Origin of the sequence: Corallococcus sp. CA047B, from assembly GCF_003612065.1 — a bacterium.
Taxonomy (GTDB): Bacteria; Myxococcota; Myxococcia; order Myxococcales; family Myxococcaceae; genus Corallococcus; species Corallococcus praedator.
The window spans coordinates 1-15551 of record NZ_RAWD01000237.1 but is presented as its reverse complement, the minus strand read 5'-3'; the positions used below and the strand labels follow the sequence as shown (position 1 = coordinate 15551).

Genomic DNA, 15551 nt, shown 5'->3' with positions numbered 1-15551 from the left:
GACGTGGGGGAAGGGGCGGGCAAAAGAGGCCGTTGACTCAGGAAAGCGGGTCGGATAGATCCGCCTCCGCTTCGCCGGGCCCGAAGGGCAGTTCCTGGCGCAGCACTGGATATCGGGGAGTGGCTCAGCCTGGTAGAGCACTTGGTTCGGGACCAAGGGGTCGCAGGTTCAAATCCTGTCTCCCCGACCATCAGTGAAGCGGGCTGGAGATCTCAAGGTCTCCAGCCCGTTTTCATTTGGGGCTTCCTGCTTTGGTGCCTTCAGCATCGGGATGGCCGCCGACTTGGCCGCCGGACTTAGGTGCATGTACCGCTGGGTGGTGAAGAGGTTCTGGTGCCCGGCCAGCTCTTGGATGGCCTTCGCCGGGGCTCCCACCATCGCGAGCCGGGAGCAGAAGGTGTGGCGGAGGATGTGGATGCCCCCGTCACCTTCAGCCCCGCCAGCCGCTGGATGCGGCTCATCCACTTGTTCAGCAGCACCTGGGTGACCTTTGCGTGGCCGTCAGCCCGCCAGAGGATGCGATCGCCTCGAAGGTGCCGCTGCTTGCGGAGGGCGTCCGCCAGCCGGGCGGTCATGTTCACCTGCCGGGCCCGTCCGCCCTTGGGCAGGGTGACGTGCCCGTCCCACTCCGAGCGGCGAACGTGGATGACGCCCGGGTGAGGTCCACGTCCGTCTGCTCCAGGGCGATGATTTCCCCGCAGCGCAGCCCCGCCTCGCCGCCGAGCAGGATGAAGACGAGGTGCTGGTGGTCCACCCTCGCCGCCGCGTCCACCAGCCGCTCGAACTCGTACGGCTCGTAGAACTCCATGGTGGCGGGCGCCACCTTCAACAGCTCGATGGTGGCCGGCATCTGCTCGATGACGCCCCACTTGAGCGCGGTCTTGAAGACCATGTTGAGCACCACCAGCACGTTGTTCACCGTCTTCGGGCTGCGGTCCACCAGCTCCGCCTTGAGCTTCGCCACCTTGGCGTTGGGGATGGTGTCCAGCCGCAGCTCGCCGAACCGGGGCAGCAGGTAGAAGGATGGAGACAGGCACCTGCAGCTCCTGCTCCCGGCTGTCCAGCGAGTGCGTGGCCAGTGCATCCGCGATGAAGTGCGCCCCCTCGATGGCACACCTCACCTCGGCCAGCTCAGCGGACAGGCTGATGGCCTTGGTCATTGTGCAGTTTCCCCTGGGGTGAATGACGTGGCCGCATCTCGACAATGCGGCCTTCTCCAAAGGCAAGAGGAGTCCCGCTTCATCCGCAGCGCGACTCCTCCCCGGGCACTACTACCCGTGCCTCACCCGCTCCCGAAGATGCTCGGCCAGGGCGAAGAGGACGGCTGACGTCATCCTCCGGGTGAGTGTCGAGGCCAGCAGTTTCCTCACGGCGTTCAGCATGGCGTTCACCCCCTTCCCGCCGGACTGAACTCGCCTTGCCCGTACACCGACAGCTACGGGGACGAAGCCTTCTCCTCGGTCCTTATTCCGCCAAGGCGCGGAGATTTTCCTGACAGCGCGGCCACACGTCAGGACGTCAGTAAGCCGGTCAGTGCAGGCCCACTGCCCAGCGAGTCGATTTCAACGAGGGCCCGTAGCCCTCCGGTGATATTCCTTTTTTGATAATGAGCTCATAAAGGATGGCCGGGAGGGCAGTGCCATGGATGAACCAATTGGGCATCCCTATCAAAGGCGGGTGGTCCCACACGAACTTCCAGCGCAGAGCCTCCTCTTCAGGCGGAGGCGCATGAGGCGCACGTCCCATAAGCTTATTGAACTCCTCGTCTGTGGTGGCAACAGGGACGTAGAGTTCGCTTCCGTTGTCGAACATGAGGTCCAGCCTGAAGCTGGATCTGTGGAAGCGGCACTCAAGAATCCCCTGCAGTACCACTGCCAGCTCAGCAGTGCTGATGAGGCCCCAATCAGAACTTTGGGTGATGTACTCATCCAGTAGGAATTCGATACATTGCTGCAGCCTCATGGCAATCCGGTGCTGGAACTCGAAGGACTCGATGGCACCGGCCCTCCGGGCCCGCTCCTCGGGCGAGAGGTTGCTGCGCGTATTGAGTTCCTCAACATACGCTTGAGCCTCGTTCATTCGAGGGAGGTTCAAGGTGAATACGGGTTGGGCCCCGGCTTTGAGCCGGAGCAGCGCATCCGACATGAAGGCCGTGATTTCCCCGAGGTCGGGGCTGGGCAGGCTCTTGTCCAACCAAGCTTTCCAGAAGATGTCGAGTTGCGGGGGCTGGATGTTCGCAAGTAGGTTGGAAGCGGGTTTCTTTGTAGCCGGAGGCGCAATTGCTGCTGGCGGCGGTGGGCTCGCTTCTTTCCAGAGTCGCTGAAGCTCCGCGTGATCCTGCAGGATCACGGGACGGAAGGAAGTGCGCGAAAGCTCCTCTCCCGCGCGAATTTCTTTCCACTCGAATTTCTCCACTTCGCTCCATGCATTCTGGGTCATGAGTGCGCGCCAGGGATGGAGTTCCTCGCATTGTGCTGGTGAACGCGCATGCAGCCACTCCAGGATTCGTGGATCCTGAAGGGATGCTCCGACAAAGAGCAGGGGGAACTGAGCGCAGAGAACGTCGAGCTGATCGAGGAGAATAGCGTAGCGCTCGTTGAACTCCTTGTAGGACCTCCCGGACATGACGATGTTCCGCCAATCCTCAAAAGAGCCATGCAGCTTGAGTAGGCGGACCCCCTGCGTGTGGGGCAGCTTGGAGTTTTGTTCGAGGGTCTGCTTGAGCACGGGCGTGCCGGTGCTTCGAAGCGCTGTCTCCAGTAAGTCATCGTAGTTCGTGGTGATGATGGTTTGGATACGCTCCTGCTGGGCCAAGCGTGCGACTGCGTAGTGGAAGTCCGTGGGCGGGCGAGGCGTCGCGAACTGCTCCTGCAGGAGTGCCGAGAGGGAAGATCTGCTGCGGGAGGCGATGAAGGCGTCGGCAATCTCGGTGAAGTCGCCGTCTGGGAGCGGATCGTCGGCTCGCTCGCGCATCCTGGCGATCAGCGCTCCAGTCGATGGGTACCCTGCAGCGACCGAGACACCTGCACCCACCCAGAGGATGGAGTGCTCGTCGAGCGCGTTCCTGAGGAACTGGACGGTCGCGGGTATGGGCTGACCGGATTTCGTCATTCTCGGGCTTGAGGTCATCGGCGCCGCCTTCCTTTTGAGCAGGAGCAGGTTGAAGCATAGTGCCTCCAGCTACAACGGCGCTCACGGATGCTGATCGTGCGAAGCAAATAGCGCAGCCCTGAATCGGTCCGTCCCGGGGCACAGGAGCAAGGCAGTGCGCTCCAGAGTCCTCAAATTGGGGCTATGGGCGCTCCACTGTCGATGGACTTGAGGCAACGCATTCTCGAGGCGTACCTGGCACACGAGGGAACGTGGGCAGAGATCGCCAGGAGGTTTCCGGTAGGGGTCGCGACGGTTGATCGGCTCGTCGGCCGCTGGAAGCGCACGCACTCCCTCGCTCCGCTGCGTCCCGGCCCTCGGCCCCACTACCGAATCCTGGATGCGCAGTTGGCCAAGGTGAAGCGGTTGCTGGACGCCAAGCCCGACAGCACCACCCAGGAGATTGCAGATGCCTGTGCCGCGGCGACAGGCGTGCGGGTGAGCCGCCCCACCATGGGACGTGCCTTCCGGCGCCTGGGCTACACACGTAAAAAGTCGCTCCTCGCCTCCGAGCGGCGGCTGGCGAAGAGTCGCCAAGCGCGACGGCGGTACCTGGATAAAGCCTCCGAGCTGAAGCCTTCGCAGCTCCACTTCATCGATGAGACCGCCGCCACCCTCACCATGACTCGCCGCTATGGGCGTGCCCGGCGAGGGCAGCGAACACGCGGCTGCGTACCGATGGGCCGCCGGCAAGTCCTCACGATGATTGGGGACCTGACGCGGCAAGGAATGGGGCCCATGCTGATCTTTGAGGGCGCCACCAATAGCGAACGCTTTGAGACCTACGTCCGCGAGGGGCTTGTGCCCATCCTCAAGCCCCACGACGTGGTTATCCTGGACAACCTCAGCGTCCATCACCGGCCCGCTGTCGAGGCGCTCATTCGCAGCCGCGGGGCCCACCTCCTTTTCCTGCCGCCCTACAGCCCCGACCTCAACCCCATCGAGTCGTGCTGGCTGAAGGTGAAGACGCGCCTGCGGGCCATCGGCGCACGAACCTACACTGCCCTCATCGAGGCCATGCGTGACGCGCTCTCGACCGTGCGGCCGCAGGATGCAGCCGCTTGGTTCGCCTACTGCGGCTACCCGCCTCAGCCGCCGTGATCACCGTGCTAGCGCTGCAGGTGGCACGCGACTCGGGGAATGAGGGCAAGTGCTTCGTCCAGGGCCCCGTCTTGGAGGTGAACTGCCGCGCGCAGTAGCTCACTCCAGCACGCCCGCCCGGCGGAGCTGGACCCTGAAGAGAAGCTCGCCGGGAGCCGGGCCCATGAGCTTCTCGACGTCCTGCCATGACCACTCGGGGCGCCGACGCAGGACGCCCTGGCTCTCCGGGTCCAGAGCACCAGCTTCCCGGCTGGCACGCCGTCGAGTTCCAGCAACAACGGCTTGGCGCCGGAGATGTCCAGCGCCCAGTCCACCCGGTCATAGAACTCCGCCGGTCGGACGCGTTCGGCGAGGCGCTCGTGGATTGAGCCCGCCCTGCGGACCGTGACAAGGCCATAACGAAGAAATGGCCCATCGCGGGCCATTCCCCTCGCGTGACTGCGTGTGTTCAAGCCGGTCATCGAGCATCAGCGTAAAGGGCAGTCGCTGCGCTCCTTGGAATTTTCTTGTACGCTGAGCCTCGCCGAAAAGAACAGGCCTCCCATCCCCCTGGCGTTCACGCGCGATGAGCGAAGAAATCACCTTGTTCATGTGGAAGTGGCAGCACGTGTTCCGCGTCTGCTTTCGCAGCGCGGGCGAAAAGCTGTTTCAGCAGCTCGCGCCAAGTCTCTTTCGCTCGACCCTCCTGGTGGGTGTCCGACGTCCCGGCGAGAAAGCGGAACACCCGGTCTGCATCGATCCTGAGGGAGGTCCCTGGGAACTTGGCTTGTTCGAGGGGCTCGGCCACGAGATCGAGGAGTCGTCCGCTCGGTTCCTGAAGAACAACGAGAACATCGCCTTCGGGTCCGACGAGGCCAATACGGAATGGCCGGCCCGGGTTCGGGCGGGCGCATTGAGGGCAGCCATCGAATCCCGCATGAAGGCCTATGACGCGCGAGAGCACACGGTCTCGTTCTGCGGCATGCCGAGTCCGGTAGGCTCATACGATGTGGTGCCTGTCCTGCACCTGGATGCCGCGGCACTTGCGCGCACCAGCCTGCTTCATCGCTCAGAGGTTCCGCATCGAGGGCAAGGCCTTACACGGGGGCTCTCGGAGGCTGCGGCCTGGGCCCTCATCGCGGAGGCGACCCGCGAGCTATCACGGCCAGCACCGGGACATAACGCGCGCGAGTGCTTCAAGCGGAATTCGCGGGATATTCTGTACGAGGCTGCGCGGAACTTCATGGCTGCTGCGGAGTGGGTAGGCGATCGGGTGGATGCGGTGGGACAGTTATTCGATGCCTGTAATCAAATTTCGGCCATGCGCTACGAGGGAAGTATTGGCCTGGGACGCATGGTGCTGGCCCGCCCGGGCCACCCAGCGGTCCGCGAGGCCCTGAGGCTGCGCAAGCCGGTGCCGCTCGGCCAGTCCCGCTGGGCGCGGAAGATTCTGCAGATGGCCTCCGATGACATCAGCGTCCTCTGCGATGGGCGAGAGCTATACGGTCTCGGGTCCATCGGCAGTGACTCCTGCGTAGGCTACGACCCCGGGAGGGAGGATTTATTCGTGGTGGCCTTCCGTGACCACCATCGGTGGACCCTCTGGCATGCCAACCAGCGCTTGATGCAGGTGACCGATGGAGTTCCGGAGCTGGCGCGAGAACCCATCAGCCAGGAGGAATTCACACGCAACCTCCGCAGGGTTTTCAAGAACGCGCCCGATTTGAAGCCGGACGAGATCTGGAGAACAATCGCGCTCGCAGGCGGGCAGAAGCACGGCGCACTGATCATCATCAGTTCGCTCGCGGCCCAGGAAGCAGAACGGCTCGCGAACCAGGCCACTCCAGTGAAGCCTACGCTGCTGGGCCACGACATCGTTCAACGGGTAACGGCGATTGATGGCGCGGTGCTACTGGACTTGCACGGTGTCTGTCATGCCATTGGCGTGATCCTGGATGGATTGGCGAGCCTCGACGGAACGCCCGCTCGGGGGGCTCGGTATAACTCCGCCATCCGCTACGTAGAGACCCGGACGAGCTCCGCGCCGGTGATGGCGGTCGTCCTCTCCGAGGACGCGACCCTGGACGTCATACCCATGCTGCGTCCGCAGATTCCGCGCCGGCTCATCCAGGACGTGCTGGCTCAGGGGCGTGAGCTTGCGGCCGCACCGCATCCGGATCGGATCGGCTTGTGGCTCAGGCAGCTGAGCAGCCTACGGTTCTATTTGAACGCGAACGAGTGCTTGGAGGCCAATGCGCTGGTTGAACACTTCCACAAGCAGACAACTGCGTGGGGCCAGATATGGCTGGAGCTGGAGCCATTCGCACCGGATCCCGAGATGGACGACTCCTATTTCTGCTAGCAGGGTGTTGAGAAACCCCTCCGAGGGATCGACACCCCGCACCGTGGCGTGGTGTCTTCCGCGCATCGGAGGCAGCGATGCGCGGACGGCCCAAGCAGCAGACGACGCTGTTCAGCTTGAGGACGCCGGGAGACCGGGTGCCCGCAGGCCATCCGCTGCGCAGGGTGAAGGACATGGCGGACGCTGCACTGGCAGCGCTCTCGCCGACGTTCGATGAGATGTACAGCGGCACCGGCCGGCCGAGCATCCCGCCAGAGCAGTTGCTGAAGTCCTGCCTCCTCATGGCGTTCTACTCGGTAAGAAGCGAGCGGCTGTTCTGCGAGCAGCTCGACTACAATCTCCTGTTCCGATGGTTCCTCGATATGGGGATGGAGGACGCCTCCTTCGACCACAGCACCTTCTCGCAGAACCGGGACCGACTGCTGGAGCATGACGTCGCGCGGAGATTCTTCATGGCGGTGATGAACCAGGCGCAAAGCGCGGGGCTCACCAGCAATGAGCACTTCAGCATGGATGGCAGCCTCATCAAGGCCTGGGCGTCCCTGAAGTCGTTCCGCCCGAAGGACGAGAAGGACGACAAGAGGGAGCCGCCCGACGACAAGGGCAACCCGACGGTGAACTTTCACGGGCAGAAGCGAGGCAACACGACGCACGTCTCGAAGACGGACCCGGAGGCGCGGCTCGCGCGCAAGGGCGACGGCAAGGAGGCGTGGCTGGCCTACAGCCTCAATGGCGTCATGGAGAACCGCAACGGGCTGCTCGTGGACCTCGCGGTGATGCCGGCGGATGGCTTCGCCGAGCGCGACGCGGCGGTGATGATGCTCGAAGGGCTGAAGTCCCGGAACGAGCGCTCCTCCGTGGGCGCCGACAAGGGCTACGACACGGCGGACTTCGTCGCTGACTGTCGGCGCATGGGGGGCACGCCTCACATTGCACAGACCACGGACCCTCGGCGCCGCTCGGCCATCGACCGGCGAACGACGAGGCCCGCCGGCTACGCCCTCAGCCAGCGGGCACGGAAGCGAATCGAAGAGGTCTGGGGCTGGATGAAGACGGTGGGAGGCTTCCGCAAGACGCGTTTCAAAGGCAGGGAGCGGACGGAGTTGGCGGCGTATCTGGTGGGCGCCGCGTACAACCTGGTGCGGATGGCGCGGCTGGCCGCCGCATAGGCGCTCTTCGCCCGCCGCCTCCTCCTGAAGACAAGGTTGAGACTGTAATCAACGAGAAGCCCGGCTTCGTGCCAGCAAGCCGGGCTTCTTCAACAGCCTGCTAGATGCTGGGGGTCGTCCTCACCGCGAAGCACCCGTTCGACCTGATGAAGCCGGAGTTCCGCCAGTATGAGAATGGCGGTGATGGAAACGGGCGCTTGCAGCTCCTGCTTTCGGCTGTCCAGCGAGTGCGTGGCCAGTGCATCCGCGATGAAGCGCGCCCGCTCAAGCCGCGCTCCCCTCAGGGGCGAGGCAGGGGAGCCTGGGCATGTGGGCAACGGCGGCCTGGCGCTCAACACCCGCCTACTTGGCGGGCTGGGTCACGGTGGCCTGCTGCAGGGCCACGTTCGTCTGCGACAGGATGCGGCCATTCATCGTCGCGCCGGTCTGCAAGGTGACGTCGGTCTTGCAGAGCAGGACACCTGCGAAGTGCGCGCCGGTCCCGACCGTCGTCCGGCCGGCGACCTGCCAGAACACGTTCTTCGCCAGCGCCCCTCCCGCCAGGGTGACGCGCTTGGAGGCACTCATCGTCAGATTCGCCGTCGTCTGGAAGATCCACACGTCGTTCGGACCGCCGGAGAGGGTCACGTCCGCCGGCAGGGTCACCGTGCTCGTCCACTTGTAGAGCCCTGGGACGAGCGTCTTCCCTCCGATGTTGCCGGAACCCAGGTTGAGGAAGTCGGGCGTCGGGCGGCCCGCCGCGTTGTTGTAGGCGCCCTCCATGTTGCTGACCGCCGTGGTCAGGTTCGAGGGCGTCGGCACCGCGGAGTTGGCGGCGTACGCCTTGCCGACAAGCTGGGAAGAGAGCGCGAAGACATTCGTGGCATCCGCGACCAGCGAGAAGCCGGTGAAGTAGCTGGCGGCGGCAGGACTGACGCCCATGTCCCCCGTCACCGTCGAAGCAGGAACCGAAGAGATGCCGCTCTTCGCCAGGATGGCGAAGTTGCCCGCCGTGCCCAGCGACACCGGCATGGGCCCCTTCGCGGCCGTGGCGCCCGTCTGGAAGCTCCAGGCGAAGGGCTCCGCCAGCAGGTTGCCGTTCAGGTCCTTGATGCCGGAGCCGAGCGAGGCGGTGAAAAGGGTGTTGGAAGCCAGCGCGCTTTCGGGAGTGAACGTCGCGGTGGTGCCGGGACCGTACGTCACGCGACCCGACACCTGCGTGTCACCCTGCCGCACGGTGAAGGAGCCAGAGGTGAGGGAGAGCGGATCCATCGCCTTGCTGAAGGTCGCGGTGATCTTCCGGTTGATGGCCATGTCGGTGGTATCCGCGGAGGGTGTCGTCTCCCCTATCCTGGGAGGGCTGGTATCGGCGGCCACGCCCGTCGTGAAGCTCCAGGAGCGGGCCGCTGCGAAGCTGGCACCTGCCGTGGACTTCGCGCTGGAGGTGATGGTGGCGGTGAAGACGGTGCTCGCGGCCAGGCTGCTGGAAGGCGTGAACGTCGAACTCGTGCCGTCGGCGCTGGTCGCCACGGTGCCGGGAACCAGCGTCTCCCCCTGCTTCAGCGTGAAGGTCGACGCGCCCAGGGGCTCCATGGCCATGTCGAAGGCCACGGACAGCGTCGCGTTGAGCGGCACGTCGGGCTGTCCATCCAGAGGGGACGTCGAGGTGAACTCTGGCGGCGGCGGTGTCAGGGGCGCGTCCGTCTCCTCTCCACAGGAGGCGACGACGAGCGCCAGCAGGAGGAGGCCAAGCCGGGCCGAAAGACCGCCGCGGACGGACGGGTGGCGGGAACCTGCGATGAAGAATTGCATGGGGGCTCTGGGGGGGGCCGCGGACGAAGCGAAACGCTTCAAGTCCAGGGCGGTGCGTCAGGAGGAATCCGTTACCCCGAGCGAGGCTCGTCAGGGAGGAGTCAGTGAGCAATATATGCCGTTAATCGCTTACGTCAATGGTGCGAGAAACATTGTCAAAAATCGCCGCCCGTTGCGGCCCCCACGGATGACGCGATCAAGACGTGCTCGACGGTGACGCGGGTCTGGTTCGTCCGGTCCTGGACGTTTACGTCACGCCACCGCTCCACGATGAAGGTGCCTGCGGACCGCGGCATGTCGCGTGGGAACCGCGCCCTCAATGATATATATTCGTGTCTCCGGTGATGCCCTCGCCGTGGCCCTGAATACATCCAGGGGATGGCGAAGGACCGCTTCGGGGTCGGGTTGTTGCTCGGCGGCCAGAAGCGGTGGCCAGATGGCTCAGCGGACGCGGAAGACGGGCTCCACCCAACAATTGGAGTCGTTCCAGGTCTCGGTCGGGAAGGTGCTGCTCGGGCCGTACGCGTATACCCCGCCGCTCGCGGGCACCGACAACCCCCAGACGCATCGGGCGAAGAGATGGCCTGTACGGGCGAGCATGCGCGGCGTCAGCCGGGGCAGCACCGCGCCCGGTGCGAACGTGCACAGCAGCGCGAGGTACAGCGCCACCAGCCCTCTCAACGAGTGGCCCACCACATGCGCGCTCGACCAGCCCTGCGCGTCCATCAACGCGAGCACGTCCTTGCGCCATCAACTCCACCATCAGCGCCTCGCCGGGCGGCTGGCTGGCGCCGAACCCCGGTGGTCGAGGCAGAGTCAGTGGAACCGGGATGCCAGTCCTTCCACCTGGGGCCGCCGCCCCGCGACGCCAATGCCTACGCCCTGGATCCCCACCACCGGGAGACCGTCTCCTTCCACGAACCAGCCCAGGGTGCAGCCACGATGCGGGGTGCCCTGGCGGGCGGTGGAAGGGTTCATGGTGGCCGCGCAGCTTTGCGCACTGCTGGCGGATAGACCAGACTCCGCGCCATGCCCATTCCTCTACCGCATCGTCGTAGCGTCCTTTCCGCCGCACTCTTCTGCGCGGGGCTCGCGCTCGGATGGCCGTTGTTCGCTGGCGCGAAGTTGCAGGGAGGGGTGTGTGATCCATTGATCGACAAGGTTGAGGGAGTCCGGCTCCGGCTCCTCTCCGCCACCGCCGATGGCGCTTCCATCATCCCGGAGGAAGGCCCCGGCTCGGCGGGCGCCATCTACAGCCTGCGCGGCGCGCGACCCGACGTCGACGCGACCGGTCAATTCGCCAGGGCCGTCCTCTTCGAAGCGAAGCCCACCAGCGGCACCGGCGAACTCTACCGGGAGCTGCGCCTCCAGAGGCAGCCATGAGGCGGCTCGGCATCGTCCTCGCGGGGATGCTGACGAGCGCCCTGGCCTCGACCCTCCTGACGGCCTGCTGCCCGGACCGCCCGCCCCGCTCCGTCTTCCAGCTTCTCCCGGGCACCTATGTCATCTCCAACTCGGGCGACACCGGCTACCGCCTCGTCGTGACCGGAGACGGCCGCAGCGTGGTCGAGGAGTTCGAACGCGACGGCAAGGCCTACCGGCAGGAGTACGCGGTCACGGAGCACTTCGAGCACGACATCTCCGACTGAGACGCACCGAGTCACCGGCATCCTCCACCGGCTCCAGGCACCGGGCCCGGACCATGAGGCATGGAGTCGGGGCGGCCAGGCTCTGGCCGCTTCAATCCCACGCAGCAGGTCTCTGGGCCCCCGTCCCGAGTCACGGCCAGAGGAGCCCCACATAGAACAGCGAGCCGCTTGAGACAACCTGGTGAGTCAAACTCCTCGTGTGGGTGTCTCATGAAAACGCCAGCCATTGATTTCAAGTTTCAACGCATCGGGCGAACAGAAGGCCTGTTGAGGTTGAGGGCTGGTGCGGAGGGGGCGAGGCGTGCCGCTGACAGGTGCCGCCGAGCTGTGCGCCAGCCCTGTGCGGAGGCCGTGCAGCCCTCATCGGCACACGCCCGCTCAGGCCGCGCTCCCGTCTGAGCCTGTTGAATGGGTCCGCTACGCAAGGCGGCGCAGCATGAGACCGGTCATCGTGATGTGAATGAAGGTTTCGGACGAGTGCTCGTGACGCTCGTGGTCGCGAGGCAGGCGCCGCTGGCGCGTCAGCCACGAGTTGGTGCGCTCCACCACCCAACGGCGCTTTTGCACGACGAAGCCCCGGTCCTCCTCGGAGCCGCCGGACAGTCTCCACCTCCAGTCCGGCCTCCTTCGCGGCGTCCGCGAGCACGGGCCCCTGGTAGCCGGCATCCGCCCTGCGGCGCCGGGTGGGAGGCGGATTGCGGAAGCCGTCGCCTTCGATGACGAGGACGTGGGAGTGGTGGAGGTGCCGGTCCATGGCGGCGCTGGCCATCAGCGGGCCACCCAAGAGGGGCGGCCACTCTTCGATGGAGCGGTTGGAGGTCATGATGCAGGTTCATCCTGGGTGAGGCCACGCAAGCCGAGGTCATCGATGATGAGCAGCTCGGGCGAGGTGAAGCGCACGAGGCGCTTCTCGTAGGTGGCATCTTCCCGGGCGGCGCGCAGTTGCTGGAGAATCTCGTGGGCGCCGGCGCGGCAGGCACGGTGGCCGAGGGCCTGGGCCAGGTGGGACTTGCCGACGCCGGTGGGGCCCCTGGGGCGAGCCGCTGGGCCGACCCGGCTACGAACAGCTTGGGCGATCCGGCTGCGATCCGTGACCCCGGCCTGCTACACCTCTTTTCGGGCCACGTCCGCCGACCCGGTGGGATGATTGAATTCCCGCCGGTCGCGCGGTGCTCTCATGAAAAACAAGCTCGTCGACTACTTCCGCCGCATCGCTCCTCTGTCGGACGAGGAGGCCCAGGCCATCCTGGACAGCATGGTGGTGAGGACTTGTCCGAAGGGCACGCACCTGCTCATGGCGGGCCAGGTCTGCACCGAGGCCTACTTCGTCCTCCAGGGCTGCGTCCGCCAGTACTCCGTCGTGGACGGTGAAGAGCGGAGCAACGGGTTCTTCACCGAGGACGAATGGGTCCTCTCGATTCACAGCATGATGAACCAGACCCCGGCGGAGCACTTCCTGGTCTGCGCGGAAGACACCACGGTGGTGGTGGGCACCGAGCAACGCGAGGGGGACCTGTATCGACGCTTCCCGCGCTTCGAGAGCATCTCCCGGAGGGTGATGCAGAAGGTCCTGGCGGAACAGCAGGAGTGGTTCGCTTCCTATCTCACCGATACCCCGGAGCAGCGCTACCTCAAGCTCTCGAAGACGCGGCCGGGCATCCTCCAGCGGATTCCCCAGTACCACCTGGCCAGCTATATCGGCGTGAAGCCCGAGTCGCTGAGCCGGATCCGGAAGCGTATCGCCACGCGCGGCAAGCCGGCTACGCCGCGACGGAAGGCGTGACCGTCCGGAACCCCTTGGTGATGAGCCAGCCGCTGAGGAACAGCTCGAACAGGCCCCCGGGCCCGGAGAAGAGGATGCCCCACGGCAGCCCGAAGAGTTCGAGCACGGCCCCCAACGCCAGCAGCCCGTAGCCCACCGCGCCCACCAGCGGGAGCAATGAGGGAAGAAGCCGGGAGCGGTACAGTGACAGGCAGAACGCCACGCTGCCGACTCCCAGGATGATCATCGCGAGCTGGTACGCCCAGAAGTTCCCCTTCGAGAAAAGTCTGAACAGGGTCACCAGCTCCGGCGTCGTCTGCCCTTGCGCGGATTCTCCGAGCTGGAGGATGCACAGAAGGAACACCACCCCGATGATGAGGGTCAGCGCCTCCATGACCCGCGTGCAGACGTACGCGACGGCGACGCCCGGGCTCCGCTCACGGAGTATCGGAAAGAACAACACGCCAATCCCGACGATGATGAGGGAGTTCAACAGGAGCAGCAGCGCGCCCCCGACAAACGGCGTCCTCTGACCGGCCAACGCAGCCAGGTGCTCCGGCTCCTTCAGGATGGAGGTGACGAGCGCGGTGCCGATGCCGTAGGCGAAGAACGCAAGCAGAAAGAGGGTTCCCAGTGAGCGGGAGTGAAGGCGGGGAGTGTTCATCGCGAGGGCTCCAGAACGTTCAGCGACGTTGTGGTCTCGAGAGTGGGGGAGAGCGCCCTCGCCCGCATTGATGAGGGTTAATAAACCGGTTCCCGTGGCGCCCTTGCCGGGCCGCATCGCTACGAAGCAGCAAGTCTCCCCCTCCCGGCCACGACCCACTTTCCCGGCTTGAGCCGTGAGAAGCCTCCGTGGACACCACCGTTCAAGCCCCGGGAGCGAACCGCTCCCGGGGCCGCGTGGACTTCAGGCCCGTGTCATCACGGGTGGATCACGGACCATCCACGGTGAAGTCATCGATGGCCAGGCCGCAGCTCACGCCGCTGGACGTGCTCTGCAGCTTGATGAGCGTGCTGACGGTCGTCGCGGTGAAGACGTACGTGCGCAGGGTCCAACCCGGCAGGGAGTTGGAGACGCTCGCCGTGGACGGGCCGTAGGTGAGCGTCGCGTTGCGCGTGCCCGTGCAACTGGGCGGGAGCGCCACGTAGAAGCGCACCGTGTAGCCATTGCCCGGCACGGTGGAGATGGTCTGCTCGATGCTGCCCGCGCCGTAGCCGTTCAGGTCGATGGACTTGGTCCCGCTGTTCGGCGTCTTGTACGTGCTGTGCATCACCTTGATGCTGCCGCCCACGGTCCAGTTGGTCAGGGTCGTCGCGCCCGTGGTGAGGACCGTGTAGTTGTAGGAGCCTGGCGGCGCCGCTTCGAAGCCACTGTTGGCGACCTTGTTGATGCCCTGCTGCACCGCGCCCAGCTCCGGTGTGTTGGCCTCCTGCGACTCGGGACCGCCACACCCCGCCAGCACAAGCCCCAGCCCCAGAGCCATGCCCCCTCGAATCCAGTTCATCATGTGCATGTTCACCTTTCGTGTTGAGCCGCGGAGGTTCGGCGTTCCCCAAACGCCGCCGGACCCGCGGTGCCGAGCATCGGCGCTGTGAACATTAATCGCTCTGTGAGTGTGTGAGGAGTCCGGCGCTGAAACAGGCGGGTCTTTTCACGTCACGAGAAGAAGTGAGCCATCCTGGGGTGTGAAACACTCGGGGTGGAAGTTCACACCGGCACGTCAAGCCCTTCCTCGCCGGCGGTTCACAGTCGTTCGCCGGGCAAGCGGCTGGCTTGTTTCACCCAGTCGGTGAACCGGGCTTCGTCGAGCGGTTCATCCTCGTGGATGTCGAGGTAGCGCGCTTCCTGGGTCTTGGATTCGCCAGGGGGAAGGGGGCGCAGCAGTTTGCCGCGCAAGAACGCCACCTTGATGTATCGGGTCAAACAATGGAAGCCGAGGAAGAAGCCCTGGCCCTCGACTCCGTAGAACGGCGTGTTCCATTTGACGGCCTTCCGCACGCCGGGGACGGTGCGGACGATGAGCGCATCGAGGCGCTGCCCGACGTCGCGCTTCCAGCCCGGCATGGCCGCGATGTAGGCCTGCACGGTGGCGTCACCATCGCCCTTGGCGATCTGCGGGTTGCCGCCAGAAAGGAGGCGCGGCTGCGCGGTGGCCTTGGATGCCGACGGTTTCTTCGCCGCGGTCCTGGTGGATGCGCGGACGGATGGCTTCGCGACCGCCTTGCGCGGTTTGGTTGTCTTCGTCACGTTCCGCCTGGGGGTTGTCCTCTTCGCGGCCTTCGCCGTCTTGCGGGGAGACTTGCTTGCCATGGTCTTCACTCCTGGAGTGCGATGCGTCGCTGACCCGCCGTGGTGTACACGAAGGACTCGCGACATTCCCATTCGGAGGCGTTTCCCAGCATGTCCACTCCGCCTCGGTCGGCGGCCGGTGCCCGGTGCGGTCGAGCCCCTTCGGCCAGGACACCTTGTCCCCGTCATTCGCGGCCTGACCCCAGGCGGTAGATCGTTTCGGGGAGGATCTCTTCGACGCCGTCCTCCTCTCCCCTGGCGCCTGCTTCGCGCGGGGACGTGGGGCAGGGGAGCAGGT

Annotated in this window: 16 protein-coding genes and 1 tRNA gene; 7 read left to right on the top strand and 10 right to left on the bottom strand. The window is 65.3% G+C overall.

What is annotated here, in order from left to right; genetic code table 11:
- Positions 1-113: 113 nt before the first annotated feature.
- Positions 114-190, top strand: a tRNA-Pro gene (locus D7X74_RS29460).
- Here D7X74_RS29460 and D7X74_RS45365 read toward each other — a convergent pair.
- From D7X74_RS45365 to D7X74_RS29445, 3 genes are all read right to left on the bottom strand, one after another.
- Positions 169-465: a tyrosine-type recombinase/integrase gene (locus tag D7X74_RS45365; protein WP_255424508.1), complete on the bottom strand. Its 297-nt coding sequence runs from the start codon at positions 463-465 to the stop codon at positions 169-171. The two genes, D7X74_RS29460 and D7X74_RS45365, sit on opposite strands and share 22 nt — an antisense overlap.
- Before the next feature lie 112 nt (positions 466-577).
- A complete protein-coding gene (locus D7X74_RS29450; protein ID WP_120536332.1) occupies positions 578-1084 on the bottom strand; it encodes a hypothetical protein in 507 nt (168 codons plus the stop codon).
- Between the two features lie 446 nt (positions 1085-1530).
- Positions 1531-3129, bottom strand: coding sequence for an SIR2 family protein (locus D7X74_RS29445; RefSeq protein ID WP_120536331.1), 1599 nt, complete (start codon positions 3127-3129; stop codon positions 1531-1533).
- A 165-nt stretch (positions 3130-3294) separates the two neighbouring features.
- On the opposite strand from D7X74_RS29445, the gene D7X74_RS29440 reads away from it, so the two are divergent.
- From D7X74_RS29440 to D7X74_RS29430, 3 genes are all read left to right on the top strand, one after another.
- Complete coding sequence (locus D7X74_RS29440; RefSeq protein WP_120536330.1) at positions 3295-4251, top strand: IS630 family transposase; 957 nt, start codon at positions 3295-3297, stop codon at positions 4249-4251.
- Between the two features lie 565 nt (positions 4252-4816).
- Positions 4817-6592 carry a diadenylate cyclase gene (locus tag D7X74_RS29435; RefSeq protein ID WP_120536329.1) on the top strand — a complete coding sequence of 592 codons (1776 nt, stop codon included), beginning with the start codon at positions 4817-4819 and terminating at the stop codon, positions 6590-6592.
- 77 nt (positions 6593-6669) lie between these two features.
- Positions 6670-7761 carry an IS5 family transposase gene (locus D7X74_RS29430; RefSeq protein WP_120536328.1) on the top strand — a complete coding sequence of 364 codons (1092 nt, stop codon included), beginning with the start codon at positions 6670-6672 and terminating at the stop codon, positions 7759-7761.
- 342 nt (positions 7762-8103) lie between these two features.
- On the opposite strand, the gene D7X74_RS29425 is transcribed toward D7X74_RS29430, so the two are convergent.
- Positions 8104-9552 carry an ice-binding family protein gene (locus tag D7X74_RS29425; RefSeq protein ID WP_120536327.1) on the bottom strand — a complete coding sequence of 483 codons (1449 nt, stop codon included), beginning with the start codon at positions 9550-9552 and terminating at the stop codon, positions 8104-8106.
- Between the two features lie 441 nt (positions 9553-9993).
- On the bottom strand, positions 9994-10290 hold the full coding sequence (locus D7X74_RS29420; RefSeq protein ID WP_120536326.1) for a hypothetical protein: 297 nt from the start codon (positions 10288-10290) through the stop codon (positions 9994-9996).
- A 411-nt stretch (positions 10291-10701) separates the two neighbouring features.
- Between D7X74_RS29420 and D7X74_RS29415 the strand changes: the two genes are divergently transcribed.
- Both D7X74_RS29415 and D7X74_RS29410 read left to right on the top strand, forming a co-directional pair.
- Positions 10702-10935 (top strand): hypothetical protein, encoded by a 234-nt coding sequence (locus tag D7X74_RS29415; RefSeq protein WP_120536325.1) that lies wholly within the window; start codon positions 10702-10704, stop codon positions 10933-10935.
- On the top strand, positions 10932-11201 hold the full coding sequence (locus D7X74_RS29410) for a hypothetical protein (RefSeq protein ID WP_147446718.1): 270 nt from the start codon (positions 10932-10934) through the stop codon (positions 11199-11201). The genes D7X74_RS29415 and D7X74_RS29410 overlap by 4 nt, the downstream gene beginning before the upstream one ends.
- 417 nt (positions 11202-11618) lie before the next feature.
- On the opposite strand, the gene D7X74_RS44905 is transcribed toward D7X74_RS29410, so the two are convergent.
- Complete coding sequence (locus D7X74_RS44905) at positions 11619-11867, bottom strand: transposase (RefSeq protein ID WP_120536323.1); 249 nt, start codon at positions 11865-11867, stop codon at positions 11619-11621.
- A gap of 153 nt (positions 11868-12020) precedes the next feature.
- Positions 12021-12203: an ATP-binding protein gene (locus D7X74_RS45360; RefSeq protein ID WP_255424509.1), complete on the bottom strand. Its 183-nt coding sequence runs from the start codon at positions 12201-12203 to the stop codon at positions 12021-12023.
- Positions 12204-12378: 175 nt separating this feature from the next.
- On the opposite strand from D7X74_RS45360, the gene D7X74_RS29390 reads away from it, so the two are divergent.
- Positions 12379-12984: a Crp/Fnr family transcriptional regulator gene (locus tag D7X74_RS29390; protein WP_120536322.1), complete on the top strand. Its 606-nt coding sequence runs from the start codon at positions 12379-12381 to the stop codon at positions 12982-12984.
- Here the strand turns inward: D7X74_RS29390 and D7X74_RS29385 are convergent.
- The 3 genes from D7X74_RS29385 to D7X74_RS29375 all read right to left on the bottom strand — a co-directional run bounded on the left by D7X74_RS29385 (position 12962) and on the right by D7X74_RS29375 (position 15274).
- Complete coding sequence (locus D7X74_RS29385; protein ID WP_120536321.1) at positions 12962-13627, bottom strand: DUF4386 domain-containing protein; 666 nt, start codon at positions 13625-13627, stop codon at positions 12962-12964. The genes D7X74_RS29390 and D7X74_RS29385 overlap by 23 nt on opposite strands.
- Positions 13628-13895: 268 nt before the next feature.
- Positions 13896-14447: a DUF642 domain-containing protein gene (locus D7X74_RS29380; protein ID WP_158622313.1), complete on the bottom strand. Its 552-nt coding sequence runs from the start codon at positions 14445-14447 to the stop codon at positions 13896-13898.
- Between the two features lie 260 nt (positions 14448-14707).
- Positions 14708-15274, bottom strand: coding sequence for a DUF1801 domain-containing protein (locus D7X74_RS29375; RefSeq protein WP_120536319.1), 567 nt, complete (start codon positions 15272-15274; stop codon positions 14708-14710).
- Positions 15275-15551: the final 277 nt, after the last annotated feature.